At 68.4% G+C, this 13,954-nt stretch carries 11 protein-coding genes and 1 pseudogene; 10 read left to right on the top strand and 2 right to left on the bottom strand.

What is annotated here, in order from left to right:
- Positions 1-4 precede the first annotated feature (4 nt).
- Positions 5-1,510, bottom strand: coding sequence for an ATPase domain-containing protein (locus tag VPH43_RS15795; RefSeq protein WP_328578687.1), 1,506 nt, complete (start codon positions 1,508-1,510; stop codon positions 5-7).
- Between the two features lie 167 nt (positions 1,511-1,677).
- Here VPH43_RS15795 and ssb point away from each other — a divergent pair, with 167 nt between their 5' ends.
- On the top strand, positions 1,678-2,184 hold the full coding sequence (gene ssb / locus VPH43_RS15790) for a single-stranded DNA-binding protein (protein ID WP_328578686.1): 507 nt from the start codon (positions 1,678-1,680) through the stop codon (positions 2,182-2,184).
- A gap of 415 nt (positions 2,185-2,599) precedes the next feature.
- The gene (locus tag VPH43_RS15785; protein WP_328578685.1) at positions 2,600-4,861 is read left to right on the top strand and encodes a LamG-like jellyroll fold domain-containing protein; all 2,262 of its coding nucleotides are present in this window, start codon (positions 2,600-2,602) and stop codon (positions 4,859-4,861) included.
- A 72-nt stretch (positions 4,862-4,933) separates the two neighbouring features.
- Here VPH43_RS15785 and VPH43_RS15780 read toward each other — a convergent pair whose 3' ends face one another.
- Entirely contained in the window at positions 4,934-5,938 is a 1,005-nt protein-coding gene (locus VPH43_RS15780; protein WP_328578684.1) for a TerC family protein, read from the bottom strand.
- Between the two features lie 366 nt (positions 5,939-6,304).
- Here VPH43_RS15780 and VPH43_RS15775 point away from each other — a divergent pair, with 366 nt between their 5' ends.
- The 8 genes and pseudogenes from VPH43_RS15775 to VPH43_RS15740 all read left to right on the top strand — a co-directional run.
- Positions 6,305-7,090 (top strand): alpha/beta fold hydrolase, encoded by a 786-nt coding sequence (locus VPH43_RS15775; protein WP_328578683.1) that lies wholly within the window; start codon positions 6,305-6,307, stop codon positions 7,088-7,090.
- Between the two features lie 88 nt (positions 7,091-7,178).
- Positions 7,179-7,649: a MarR family winged helix-turn-helix transcriptional regulator gene (locus tag VPH43_RS15770; protein WP_328578682.1), complete on the top strand. Its 471-nt coding sequence runs from the start codon at positions 7,179-7,181 to the stop codon at positions 7,647-7,649.
- Positions 7,650-7,706: 57 nt separating this feature from the next.
- Positions 7,707-9,005: a family 1 glycosylhydrolase gene (locus tag VPH43_RS15765; RefSeq protein WP_328578681.1), complete on the top strand. Its 1,299-nt coding sequence runs from the start codon at positions 7,707-7,709 to the stop codon at positions 9,003-9,005.
- A 35-nt stretch (positions 9,006-9,040) separates the two neighbouring features.
- Positions 9,041-9,784, top strand: coding sequence for an SDR family NAD(P)-dependent oxidoreductase (locus VPH43_RS15760; protein ID WP_328578680.1), 744 nt, complete (start codon positions 9,041-9,043; stop codon positions 9,782-9,784).
- Between the two features lie 138 nt (positions 9,785-9,922).
- Positions 9,923-10,108, top strand: a complete 186-nt coding sequence (locus VPH43_RS15755) for a hypothetical protein (protein WP_328578679.1) — start codon at positions 9,923-9,925, stop codon at positions 10,106-10,108.
- A gap of 294 nt (positions 10,109-10,402) precedes the next feature.
- Positions 10,403-12,961 (top strand): TonB-dependent receptor, encoded by a 2,559-nt coding sequence (locus VPH43_RS15750; protein ID WP_328578678.1) that lies wholly within the window; start codon positions 10,403-10,405, stop codon positions 12,959-12,961.
- 69 nt (positions 12,962-13,030) lie between these two features.
- The gene (locus VPH43_RS15745) at positions 13,031-13,690 is read left to right on the top strand and encodes an energy transducer TonB (RefSeq protein ID WP_328578677.1); all 660 of its coding nucleotides are present in this window, start codon (positions 13,031-13,033) and stop codon (positions 13,688-13,690) included.
- Positions 13,691-13,731: 41 nt separating this feature from the next.
- A pseudogene (locus VPH43_RS15740) lies at positions 13,732-13,954 on the top strand (MotA/TolQ/ExbB proton channel family protein); the annotation flags it as partial.

Genomic DNA, 13,954 nt, shown 5'->3' with positions numbered 1-13,954 from the left:
GGCTTCAGCGCGCGGCGTCCTTCATCAGGGGATCGCCAGTGCCCTGGTACACCGGCACGCCGGTGAGCACGCCGTGGAAATCGCGCAGCGGCTCGCCCACCCGGATGCCATCGCTGCCGATGTTCATCTCACGGATGGTGCGTTCATGGGCCCCGCTGCGCTTCTTGAGCACCGACACCGCCTGGCGCACCCGGCCTGCCGCCTCGAAGTAGCGCAGCAGCACGATGGTGTCGGCCAGGTAGCTGGCGTCCACCGTGCTGGTCATGTGGCCGATCAGCCCCTGCTGCACCGACACCAGCAGGGTGGTGGTGCCGTGGTGGCCCAGGAAGGTCAGCAGCTCATGCAGCTGCGTGGACAGGAACTTCTCGTCCGGCATCGCGTTGAGGTAGCCGTTCAGGCTGTCGATCACGATCACCGACGCGCCTTCGTCGCGCGACATGCTGGCCACCGAATGGGCGAACTCCCCCGGCGACAGCTCGGCCGGATCGATCTGCTGCACGCTGAGCCGGCCGGAGTCGATCAGCGGCTGCAGGTCGCGCCCCAGCCCCTTCATGCGCTTGCACAAGGTGGCCACACCCTCGTCGAAGAGATACATCACCGCCCGCTCGCCGCGCTCGGCCGCGGCAGCGGCGAAGAACGCCGCGATGGTGGACTTGCCGGTGCCGGGGGCGCCGCTCACCAGCGTGCTGGTGCCACGCTCCAGGCCGCCGCCCAGCACCTGGTCCAGCCCCTCGACGCCGCTCACCAGCGAGCCGGAGGCCGAGATGCGCCGATGGTCGGCCGCCACCAGGCGCGGATACACCTGCAGCCCACCGCGCTTGATGCGGAAGTCATGGAAGCCGCCGACGAAGTGGACGCCGCGGTACTTCACCACGCGCAGCCGGCGCCGCTCCGCGCCGTAGGCCGGGTGCCATTGCTCCAGCGCGACGATGCCGTGCGCGATGCTCTGCAGCTGCGGGTCCTCCGCGGTGGCGGTGCGGTCGTCCAGCACGATCACCGTGCACTGCCGGCCCGCGAAGAACTGCTTCAGGCCCAGCATCTGGCGCCGGTAGCGCAGCGGGCTGCCGGCCAGCAGCCGCAGCTCGGACAGCGAATCGAACACCACGCGGGCGGGCTTGATCTGCTCCACCTGCGCCAGGATGGCCTTGGTCGTTTCGCCCAGCTCCACCTCGTCGGGTTGGAACACCGTGTACTGCTCGCTGGGCAGCAGCGTCTGTTCGTCCGGCACCACCTCCAGCACCTGGACGTTGTCCAGCTCCCAGCCGTGCGACACGGCGATCGCGCGGATTTCCTGCTCGGTTTCCGACAGCGTGATATAGAGCACCCGCTCCCCGGCACGCGCACCGGCCATCAGGAACTGCAGGCCCAGCGTGGTTTTGCCGGAGCCGGGGATGCCCTCCACCATGTAGAAACGGTTGGGGGTGATGCCGCCCCCCAGCACGAGGTCCAGGCCAGGTACGCCGGACGACACGAAGGCCGGCGTGGCCGGTGAGGAAAGGTCTGCACTCACCGCGAGCTCCAAAAAAATGATGTGTTTTGGCGGTCCTTGGCGAACCGTGTGCCCGCCCCCCGCGGACGGGGGAATTTTGCCGGGAACGCATCGAGCGGTGCGGTAAGCTGTCGAGCCGTGCGGCGCCGGCGCTGCGCCCTTTTCTGGTATCTCGTTCGGAGCAGCTCATGGCCTCGGTCAACAAAGTCATCCTCATCGGCAACCTCGGGCGCGACCCCGAAGTGCGCTACACGCCCAGTGGCTCCGCGGTGTGCAACGTCAGCGTGGCCACCACCCGCAACTGGAAGAACAAGGACAGCGGCGAGCGCCAGGAAGAGACCGAATGGCACCGCGTGGTCTTCTACGACCGCCTGGCCGAGATCGCCGGCGAATACCTCAAGAAGGGCCGCCCGGTCTACGTGGAAGGCCGCCTGAAGACCCGCAAGTGGCAGAAGGACGGCGCCGACCAGTACACCACCGAGATCATCGCCACCGAGATGCAGCTGCTGGGCAGCCGTGAAGGCATGGGCGGTGGTGGTGGCGGCGACGAAGGCGGTGGTGGCTACAGCCGGGATGCCGAGGGTGGCGGCGCACCTCGCAGCGCGCCCGCGCCGCGGGCACCGGCCCAGCGGCCGGCCCCGGCGCCGAAGTCGAGCACCGGCTTCGACGACATGGACGACGACATCCCGTTCTGACGACCACCCTCGCAGGACATCACACCGTGGCCCGTCGCCCTCCGCGACGGGCTTTTTCATGCGGCGAGTGCGCGGCGCATCGTGCAGCCAGGCGGTCGTTCCTTTCCGGGGCGCCTGCAACCTAAGGCGCCTGGATGTGCGAGCGCTCGTGCTGCGCGCGGTGAACGTCACCCAACCGACGCCACGCCTGCATCGGAGACGGTGGATCGGCGGCCCACCGCGCAGAACTGAGTGTTCGAAAGAGCGCCGTCTGGCCCGCTGCGCCGAGGGCGGCGCGGCCGGCGGCGCGCAGTAACGGTTTGTTGAAAAGCGGGAATGCGGCACATCTGCCGCTCCTGTTTTCGCTGCGCGATGACAGCGTTGACATGCGCGCACTATCGTGCCGCCTTCGAACAGCGTGAGAAGGGAACAGAGCGTGTCAAAGAAGATCGTGGAGCAGGCTGGCAGCGAGGACCTGGCGGATCCGTTGCGCCGCACATTCGCTTGGGGCCTTGGCCTGTTCCCCATGCTGCCGCTGTTGCCGGGATGCGGCGCCGGTTCCGACGAAACTGACAGCGCCGAGCAGGCGCAGGCGCAGGAGCAGACGCAGGCGGCCCTCTCGGTAGGGGAAGGGCAGGCCCGTGCACCTGCGTCGGTCAGCGGTGTCTTCCGCCACCCGGGGCTGCTGCTGACGGAGGATGACTTCACCCGCATCCGCGCGCAGATCAAGGCGGGCCAGGAGCCGTGGACGGGCTGGTGGAACACGCTGTGCGCCGATCGCTTCTCCACCCTGGACACCCGGCCCTTCCCGCTGCCGGCCGTCTACCGCGCCGACAACAGCAAGAACGCGATGTACGTCGACATCTGGCGCGCGTGGAGCCTCACGCTGCGCTGGAAGCTGTCCGGCGACACGCGCTATGCCGACAAGGCGGTGGAGTTCCTCGACGCCTGGGCCGGCACGCTCAAGGAGGTCGGCACCGTGCCGCCGGGATCGACTGCCCACGACGACCACACCTTCATCATCCTGGCCGGCATACAAGGCCACCAGTGGGCGCAGATCGGCGAGCTCCTGCGCAGCTACCCGGGCTGGGCGCCGGAGAGCCTGAAACGCTTCCAGCAGATGCTGCTGACCGTCTTTGCGCCGATCTCGTCCAGCTTCCTCAGCGACGGCCGCATCGGCTCGCACGCCAACTGGGACATGGCCTCGCTGTGCGGCGCCATGGCCATCGGCGTGTTCTGCGACCAGCCGGACCTGTATCGCCTGGCCTGCGACTGCTATGCCGGCAACAACCGCGGCAAGCTCAGGAGCTTCGGCAACGGCGCCATCGGGCACGGGGTGTACTACATGCACCCGGGTCATTTCGGGCAGTGGGAGGAGAGCGGCCGCGACCAGGGCCATTCGACGCTCGGCATGTCGCTGGGCGGCAACCTGCTGGAGATGGCCTGGAACCAGGGCGACGACCTCTACGGCCTGTACAACAACCGCTTCCTCGCGGCGGCCGAGTACGTGGCGCGCTCCAACCTGCTCGACGACAACGGCAAGCCCTACGCGATGCCGTACGTGCGCGAGCACAACCCGTCGCAGCCCCACACGGCGCTCTGGACCGAGGTGAACCAGTCCTTCCAGCACCGCCGCAATGCCTGGGAACCCATCTACAACCACTACGTCAACCGCATGGGGCTGGCAGCGCCGAACGTGGCGCGCATGGTGCAGTGGTGCGAGCCGAACTACGGGGGCAGCAGCGACGATGTGTGGTACGCGACGCTCACGCACCGTCGGCCCGCCTACGCCGGGCCGATGAAGCCGCCTTCGGGCCTCACGGCCCAGCTGCGCGGCGAGCGCGTGGTGCTGTCGTGGTGGGGCAGCGTTGGCGCGAGCTCGTATGCGGTCAAGCGGGGCCCCCGGGCCAGCGGGCCCTTCACCCTGCTGGGCACGGTGTCGGCGAACGAGCTGCTCACCTACAGCGACATGCCGCCCAACGGCGTGTGGTTCTACCAGGTCACGGCCCAGGGCACCGGCGCACCCAGGGCCGGCTCCAACGTGGTGCGCATCGCCGTTCCGGGCGAGTCTCGCCTGTCGATGCCGCTGAACGACCCGAACGGCACCGGCACCGTCGCCGCGGTATTGACCAGCGCGGGCACCTGGACCGCGGTGGAGGGCAAGCTGCTGGACGGTGCCACCTGGGGAGAGGGTCGCCGCAACGACAAGGCCATCGTGTTCGACGGCAACAAGGCGGGCCTGCAACTGCCGTCGGGCCTGTTTGGCGACCTCGACGACTTCAGCGTGTCGATGTGGGCCTATGCGAATTCGCTGCGCTGGGACAGCAGCCTGTTCTTCGTGGGGCGGGATGCGTTCTCCTGCATGTTCATCGCACCCAAGGCCGGCCGCGGGCTTCGCTTCGGCATCTTCGGCGCCACCCACAACGACGCGCAGATCCTGGAGGCCCCCTGGTTCATGCCGATCCGCCGCTGGGTCCACCTGGCCGTCACCTTGCGCGGCACCACCGGGCGCCTGTATGTCGATGGCACCGAGGTGGCGCGCTCCGACGACATCCTGCTGTCGCCGCGCCAGGTGGGCGACCAGGTCGCCTTCCTGGGCCGCAACTGGGCGCATCCGTCGTTCGACGGCCGCATCCAGGGCTTGCGTGTGTCTGCGGGCGCGCTGAGTGCGGCGGAGGTTGCGGCGCTGGCGAAGTGACCTTCTTGCGTTCGCCTGCTCGAGCAACGCGCCGGGCGGCGATCGTGGCCTCCGCGCGCAATGCCGAGCGCCTCAGGGCGCGGGCACGGTCGGCGGGCTGCCCGCGTTGCCGCCGCGGGTCTTCCACAGCGAAACCACCACGCCGCCGGCGATCAGGCCCAGGGTCACGCCCAGGGACAGCGCCGTCGGCAGCTTGCCCACCGAGTGCGCCAGGAAGATCTTGGCGCCGATGAACACCAGCACCAGGGCGAGCGCGTACTTCAGGTAGTGGAAGCGGTGGATCATCGCCGCCAGCGCGAAGTACAGCGCGCGCAGCCCCAGGATGGCGAAGACGTTGCTGGTGTAGACCAGGAACGGATCGGTGGTGATCGCAAAGATCGCCGGCACCGAGTCGACCGCAAACACCAGGTCGATGAACTCGACCATCACCAGCGCCAGCAGCAGCGGCGTGGCCCAGCGCACCATCCGGCCGGTGCGCGGGTCGGGCTCGCGCACCATGAAGGCGTTGCCTCGCAGGCCCTCGGTCACCCGCAGGTGGCGACGCAGGAACTTCAGCACCCGGTTGTTGGCGAGGCCGGGCTCCTGGTCGGCCATGAACCACATCCTGATGCCGGTGACCACCAGGAAGGCGCCAAAGAGGTACAGGACCCAGCCGAACTGCGAGATCAGCACCGAGCCCAGCCCGATCATCAGCGCGCGCAGGACGATCACGCCCAGGATGCCCCAGAACAGCACCCGGTGCTGGTACTGCCGCGGCACCGCGAAGAACGAAAAGATCAGCGCGATGACGAACACGTTGTCCATCGACAGCGACTTCTCGATCAGGAAGCCGGTGTAGTAGGCCATGCCGCTGTCCGGCCCCATGAGCCACCACACCCAGCCACCGAACAGCAACCCGGCGCTCACGTAGCCAGCTGACAGCAGCAGGCTCTCGCGCACGCCGATCTCGCGTTCGTTGCGGTGCAGCACGCCCAGGTCGAAGGCCAGCAGGGCCGCCACCACGCCGATGAACAGCAGCCAGGCCCAGGCAGGTGTGCCCATCACGTGGCTGGCCAGGATGGGCGTCAGCAGGTCCATGGGCGGCTCCAGGCAAGGCACATGCGGGGCATCGGGGACATGGGGCTCTCCGAAGTGGGGAAGGAGGCATGCTGCCCGCCGTGGCCCGGGCGGGGAAGCAGCCGGTGTCGGACAACCGCTTCGGTTTTTTCGAAGCGGCGCAGTGTAGAGCGGCCTCCTGGCCGGCAGTAACACGCCGCGCCGCAACGGTGCTCGCCGGCCGCCAAAGCCCCGTCCGCGCGCAGGGTCGGCTTTATCGCATTGCGCGCAATTGGTTAGCACGCTCAATAATGCCGTCCATGCACTGATCGGCGACTCCAGACGCCGCTCGCTGCAGCGAACAGTTAGCGTACTAACTGAGCCACAACCTCTTCGGAAGGAACCACCATGACCTCGTTCACCAAGACCGCCCTGCTCGCCGCCGCGCTGGGTGCCGCCACGCTGACCGCCTCCGCCGCCGCGCCCGGCCCTGCTGCGGCGGCAGCGCCCAAGACCACCGTCGTGCTGGTGCACGGCGCGTTTGCCGATGGCTCCGCCTGGGACAAGGTGGTGCCGCTGCTGCAGGCCAAGGGCCTGAACGTGGTGGCGGTGCAGAACCCGCTCACCTCGCTGGCTGACGACGTGGCCGCGACGCGCCGCGTGCTGGACATGCAGACCGGCCCGGTGGTGCTGGTGGGCCATTCCTGGGGCGGCGTGGTGATCTCCGAAGCGGGGGCGCACGAGCGTGTGAAGTCACTGGTCTATGTGGCCGCCTTCGCGCCGTCCGAGGGGCAGTCGGTGGTCGACATGGCCAAGGACTACCCCACGCCGGCCGGCTTCAACCACCTGGTGACCGACAAGGAAGGTTTCCTCACCCTCACGGCCGATGGCCTGGCGCAGCACTTCGCGCAGGATCTGCCGGCGTCCCGGACCCGGCTGATGGCGGTGACCCAAGGCCCGGTGCGTGCCAAGAACTTCGAGGAGAAGGCCACCGTCGCGGCCTGGAAGGTCAAGCCCTCCTGGTACGTGCTGGCGGAGGAGGACCACATGATCCAGCCGGCGCTGCAGAAGGCCATGGCGGAGAAGATCTCGGCCCAGGTGGTGCGCCTGCCCGCCAGCCACGTGCCGCAGCAGTCGCGTCCGGCGCAGGTGGCCGGCGCCATCCTGGCCGCTGCGGCCGCACCGGCCCGGTAAGGCCCGGGCCAAGGGCGGAGCCGAGTGCTTCGCCCGGGGCCGCACACCACGGCGCAGCGCGTCGGCTGCCCCTGCTAAGCTGCTGCGCTTGTCCGCACCACCGCCCACCGTGACCACGCCACCACCGCTGCTGCTGGACGAGCAACTGTGCTTCGCCGTGTACTCCACCGCGTTGGCGATGGGGCAGGTGTACAAGCCGCTGCTGCAGCGGCTGCACCTGACCTATCCGCAGTACCTGGTGATGCTGACGCTGTGGGAGCGCGACGCCATCACCGCCAAGGAGCTGGCGCAGCGCCTGCACCAGGACCCGGGCTCGATCACGCCGCTGCTCAAGCGCCTGGAGCAGGAGGGCTACCTGCTGCGCCAGCGTGACAGCAACGACGAACGCCACCTGTCCATCACGCTCACGCCCAAGGGCCGGCGCCTGCAGGACAAGGCGAGGGCGGTGAACCAGGAGTTCGGCTCGGCCTGCGCACTGCCGGACGAGGAGGTGCTGCGGCTGCGCGACGCGCTCGCCGCCCTGCGCAACCGGCTGCATACCATCGGCACGCCGGAGTGAGCGCCGCCACCGGCAGGCACTGTGCTTGCCGCTGCCGCCGGGGTGATCCCTTCCTTCATGTTCGCCACCGGCATCGAGAACAGTGCGCCCACCATCGAGGGCGGCCGGCGCCGGGTGGATGAGATGGACAAGTGCGGCCACTACGATCAGTGGTCGCGCGACTTCGACTGCGTGCAGGAGCTGGGCCTGCGCGTGCTGCGCTACGGCCCGCCCATCCATCGCACCTGGCGTGCGCCCGGCCGCTACGACTGGGAATTTGCCGACATCACCTTCGGCGACATCCTGCGGCGCGACATCACGCCCATCGTGGACCTGTGCCACTTCGGCGTGCCCGACTGGCTGGGCAACTTCCAGAACCCCGACTTCCCGGCCCTCTTTGCGGACTACGCCAGCGCCTTTGCGCAGCGCTTTCCGTGGGTGCAGCTGTACACGCCGGTCAACGAGATGTTCATCTGCGCGCTGTTCTCCGGCGCCTATGGCTGGTGGAACGAGCAGCTGAGCAGCGACCAGGGTTTCGTCACCGCGCTCAAGCACATCGTCAAAGCCAACGTGCTGGCGATGCAGGCCATCCTGAAGGTGCGGCCCGACGCGATCTTCATCCAGAGCGAATCGTCGGAGTACTTCCATGCCGACAGCCCGGCGGCCATCAAGCCGGCGGAGATCCTCAACGCCCGCCGCTTCCTGTCGCTGGACCTCAACTACGGCCGGCGCGTGGAGTCCGAGATGTACGAGTACCTGCTGGACAACGGCATGACGCGCGAGGAGTACCACTTCTTCCTCGGCAACCGCCTGAAGCAGCACTGCATCATGGGCAACGACTACTACATGACCAACGAGCACAGGGTGTTCGCCGACGGCAGCTCGATTGCGGCGGGCGAGGTGTTCGGCTACGACGGCATCACCTGGCAGTACTACGACCGCTACCACCTGCCGGTGATGCACACCGAGACCAACTTCGCACAAGGCCCCAACGGCGACGAAGCGGTGTTCTGGCTCTGGAAGGAATGGGCCAACGTGCTGCGGGTGCGCAACGACGGCATCCCGATCGTGGGCTTCACCTGGTACTCGCTCACCGACCAGGTGGACTGGGACACCGCGCTGCGCGAGCCCAACGGCCGCGTCAATCCGCTCGGCCTGTACGACCTGGACCGCAGGATCCGCCCGGTGGGGGAGGCCTTCAAGAAGATCGTCCAGGAATGGAGCGACGTGCTGCCCACGCAGAGCGTGTGCCTGCGCGTGCCGGTGTACCCGCCCAGCCAGAGCCTGTGGGCGCAGCAGCAGGCGGCCGCCGACGCCGGCCGGCCGGCGCCCGATGCACCGCCCACGTCGCCCGCCAATGCGGACGGCGGCACTTGAGCGTGACCACTGAGAGCGTCACAACCGGAGCTGCCATGACACGTCGATTCGAAGGCAAGGTGGCCATCGTCACCGGGGCGGCCAGCGGCATCGGCCTGGCGACAGCCCTGCGCCTGGGTTCCGAAGGGGCGCGTGTGGTGGTTGCCGACCTGAACCTCGCCCGCGCGCAGCAGGCGGCACAGCAGGTGCTGCAGGCCGGCGCACCGGCCGCCCTGGGCCTGGCCTGCGACGTGTCGCACGAAGAGCAGGTGGCCGCCTGTGTGGACCGGACCATCGCCGACCTCGGCGCCTGGCACGTGGTGGTGAACAACGCCGGCCGCATGATCTTCAAGCCGCTGGAGCAGCACAGCGCCGAGGACATGATCGACGTGCTCAAGGTCGACCTGCTGGGCGCCTTCTTCTTCATCAAGCAGGCCTTCGTGCGCATGCGGCCTGGCGGCGCCATCGTCAACGTGTCCAGCATCCATGCCGAGCAGACCACGCCGCTGGTCACCGCCTATGCCGCGGCCAAGGCTGGCCTGCTGTCGCTCACCCGCTCGGCGGCCATCGAGGGCAAGGCCAAGGGGCTGCGCATCAATGCGGTGCTGCCCGGTGCGGTGGAAACGCCGATGCTGCGCGAGAACCCCAACATCAAGTCGGGCCTGGAAACGCTGGACGCCGCCGACGTGGGGCAGCCCGAGGACATTGCCGCCGCCATCGCCTACCTCGCCTGCGACGATGCGGTGTTCGTGCAGGGCGCCATGCTGCGGGTGGACGGCGGCCGCCTGGACCAGTTATGAGGGCCCCGCGCCGCACCGGGCCACCCTTGCGCGGCCCCGGGCGTCTGTAGCCCGCGCCCTACAGCCGGCAACGCGCACTGCTGACTGACGCCACCTGCCGGCCTGGGCACCATGGCGGCAACTGCCTAGGAGGACCCGATGCAGGAACGTGCTGACTTTCCGCGCCTCAACCGCGCGCTCGACGACGCCGTGGCGGCCTTGCCCGCCTGCGAGTGCGCGCGCCAGCCGGCCCCCTTGCGGCGCCAGTGCCGCGAGGTGATGCTGATGCTGCTGCAGGCGCGCGAACGTGTGCGCCGACTCACCGACATGTTCGGCCCGCGCTGAGCCTGCGCGCAGGGCGCGCGCCTCCCCGGATTTCAATTGTTACGGCCACCGGCCGATGTTGAAACCAAGTTTCTGCGCCGGCGTGACAAACAAAATTTTCCGTTCGCACCCGCTTTCTACAGTGGCACCAAGCAGCGCTGCGATGCACGCTGCCCAAAGTGGTGGACGGGTGCTGCCATAAGGCGTCGAGGGCGCCACGCCACCCGTCTGGACAAGGGCCGGTGCGCTGCCGTGTGCAGCGCGGTCGGTCGAACAACGATGGTGGGGCGACAAACGATGAACACACAGACGAGCATGCCAAGCCGCACGCTGCTGGCAACGGCGGCCCTGATGGCCTTGTTGGGGATGCAGCGTGCACACGCGGCCGACGAGGCCGTGGCCCAGGCGGGCGCCCCGGCGCAGCCCAGCGCACCGGCGCAGCCGGCCGCCCAGAGTGCGGCGGCCGCCAAGGCCGACAAGGGCGACGGCAACAGTGGCGCGGTGCAGGTCGAGCAGGTGATCGTCACCGGCACCGCGCGGCGCGAGGGCCTGCGCAAGCTGGATGCCAGCTTCTCCATCACCACCGCCGATGAGGAGCAGATCAGGCAGGCCGCGCCGTCCAGCACCGCCGACCTGCTGAAGATCGTGCCGGGCGTGTATGTGGAAACGTCCGGCGGCCAGGCCGGCGCTAACATGCGGGTGCGCGGCTTCCCCACCCCGGGTGACGGCCCGTACTCCACCTTCCAGGTCAACGGCTCGCCGCTGTATGCCCTGCCGACGCTGTCGTTCTTCGAACATTCGCAGCTGTTCCGGCTGGACGACACCATCGAGCGGGTGGAGGTGCTGCGCGGCGGCCCCAGCCCGATCTTCAGCGCCGGCCAGCCCGGCATCACGGTCAACTTCATCCAGAAGGAAGCCGGCGCGGTGCCCGAGGGCGGCCTGCGCCTGACCACCGGCACCGGCAACCTGCGCCGCATGGACGGTGTGTTCTCCGCCCCGCTGGGCAACGACTGGGGCCTGATGGTGGGCGGCTTCTACCGCACCAGCGACGGCATCCGCGACACCCAGTTCCCGGCCGACCGCGGCGGCCAGTTCAGCGCCGTGCTCACGCGCAAGCTGGAAGACGGCAAGTTCATGCTCTATGCGCGGGCGATGAACGAGAAGAACGCGTTCTATACCGCGATTCCAGTGGTGCAGAGCCCCGATGGGTCCAGCGCCAGCAGCTACCCCGGCTTCGATGCGCTGCGCGGCTACTTCTACAGCAACGAGATGCGCAACCTCGTGCTGGAGACCGGCCGCCAGGTGGGCACCGACGCCAACGGCAACCCGATCATCCAGCGCGAGACGGTGCAGCGCGACCTGGCCACCGGCCGCGGCGCCACGGTGCAGACCTACGGCCTCACGCTGGACAAGAAGTTCGGCGACTGGACCATCGGCAACAAGACCAACCTGACCACCGGCAGCGTGCCCACGTATGCCATCTTCTCGGGGACGAACCCCACCACGATCGGTGCCTACATCAACGCGCAGGCCGCAGAGAACGGTGCGACGGGCGGTAGCGCCACCTTTGTGAACGGCGGCGGCGCCATCACCGACCTCAACCTGCCGGTGATCCGCAACGGCATGTGGGCGGTGGACAAGGACCTGCGCTCCTTCACCAGCGAAACGCGGCTGTCGCGCGAGCTGGGGGCCGGCAACACGGTGACCGTGGGCCTGTACCTCGCCGACTATTCCGCGCATGACCAGTGGGTGCTGGGCCAGGCGCAGCTGATGACGGTGGAGCCGCACGCCCGCCTGGTGGACGTGTCGCTCAACAACGGCATGCAGGTGTCGCACAACGGCTTCGTGCCGCCGCCCTTCTCGTTCAACCTGGACGCGCATTGGAACGGCACCACCACCGCGGTGTATGTGGCCGACGAGTGGAAGGTCAACGACAAGCTGCGCCTGGATGGTGGTGTGCGTTTCGAGCGTCAGCGCCTCGAAGGCACGATCGCCAACGTGTCCAGCGGCGACCTGGACGGCGACGCGACGACGCTCTGGAACAACAACCTGTCGTACTTCAACGGCACCACCAGCTCGTTGTCCAGCAAGCTCAGCCGCACGTCGCTGACGGCCGGCGCGAACTTCAACTTCACGCGCGAGTTCAGCGTGTTCGCGCGGGCCAACAACGGCTATCGCATGCCCGACTTCGACGTGATCCGCGGCCGCGGGGCGAACGAAACACGAGACCCGGTGGAGGACATCCAGCAGTACGAGATCGGCCTGAAAACGGCAACGCCGCTGTACACCGCCTTCCTCACCGGCTACTACGCCACCTTGAAGAACTCGCAGACGCAGCAGTTCACCAACGCGGGCAGCGAGGTGCTGCGGCCGAACTCGCGCACGCTGGGCGTGGAGTTCGAAGCCTCGGTGCGGCCCGTCAAGGGCCTGGAGCTGGCGCTCACCGGCAACTGGCAGAACGCTGAGTACCGCAACTTCAGCGGCGTGGATGGCAACGGCAACCCGTTCGACTTCAGCAGCAACACCATCGAGCGCCAGCCGAAATGGCAGTACCGCTTCACGCCGAGCTACCGCCTGCCCACCGACCTGGGCACCTTCCGGGTCTACGGCACCTACAGCTATGTCGGTGAACGGTTCGCCAACGCGGCCAACACGGTGAAGCTGCCCAAGTACGCCACCGTGGACGCGGGCGTGGTGGCCAGCTTTGCCAACGGCATCGACGTGCGCCTGTCCGGCACCAACCTCACCAACAAGATCGGCCTCACCGAAGGCAACTTCCGTGATCCGAACGCGCCGCCCAGCGCGGACGGTGTGATCCTCGCCCGCCCGATCTTCGGCCGGGCCTGGGAGCTCTCCGTCGGTTTCGTGTTCTGACCTGAGGGTGTTGCGGGGCCTGTCGGCAACGGCAGGCCCCCTTTTTTTGGCTGGACGGGAGGACAAATCGTGGATTTTGCGAGCCGGCAGCGGCAGCCCACGCGGCACCTGGTGGGCTTTGGCGCGGTGGTGCTGGTGCACGCGGTGCTCGGTTATGCGCTGGTCAACGGCCTGGCGCGCCGGGTGGTCGAGATCATCAAGCAGCCGCTGGAGACCAGGATCATCGACGAGGTGAAACCGCCGCCGCCGGAGACGGCGCCACCGCCGCCCATCCCCAAGCTGGCCCTGCCACCGCCTTCCTTCGTGCCGCCGCCGGAAGTGGCGGTGGCCACGCCGCCCGCCGCCGCGCCGCAGATCAGCACCACGCAAGTGGCACCACCACCCAGCCAGGTGAGCCTCGCGCCCGCCGGGCCTGCGTCCAGCGCGGGGGCGGTGCGGGTGGCGCCGCAGGTCAACTTCAATCGCGACTGCCAGCGGCCGGACTACCCGGCCGCCGCCGCGCGCGCCGAAGCCACCGGTGTGGTGGTGATCGCCGCCTACGTGGACCTGAACGGCCGCGTCACGCAATCACGCATCGAGCGCTCGTCCGGTGCGACGCGCGAGCACAAGCAGCTGGACCAGGCGGCGCTGCAGGCCATCACCGCCACTTGCAAGTTCAAGCCCGGCACGGTGGACGGCAAGCCCGAGCCGCTGTGGACCCAGGTGCAGTACGTGTGGACGCTCGACTGAGCCCTTCCTTCCCTTCTTTTGCCTTTGCTGTTGGAGACATCATGTTGTTGACCCCCACCCTGCGCGCCGCCGGCGCGCTCGCCCTCGCCCTGCTGTTCGCTGCGCTGTCCGACACCGCGCTGGCGCAGCAGGTGGCGCACCAGACCGTGGACAACCCCTACGGCATCGAAGCGATGTGGAAGGCGGGCGACTTCGTCACCCGCTTCGTGCTGATCGCGATGATCATCATGTCGCTGGGCAGCTGGTACATCATCTTCACCAAGC

Origin of the sequence: Ideonella sp. BN130291 (genome assembly GCF_036231905.1) — a bacterium.
Classification (GTDB): Bacteria; Pseudomonadota; Gammaproteobacteria; order Burkholderiales; family Burkholderiaceae_C; genus CAMLIZ01.
Note: the sequence above shows the minus strand (reverse complement) of the source record. Positions and strands in the feature narration are given on the sequence as shown.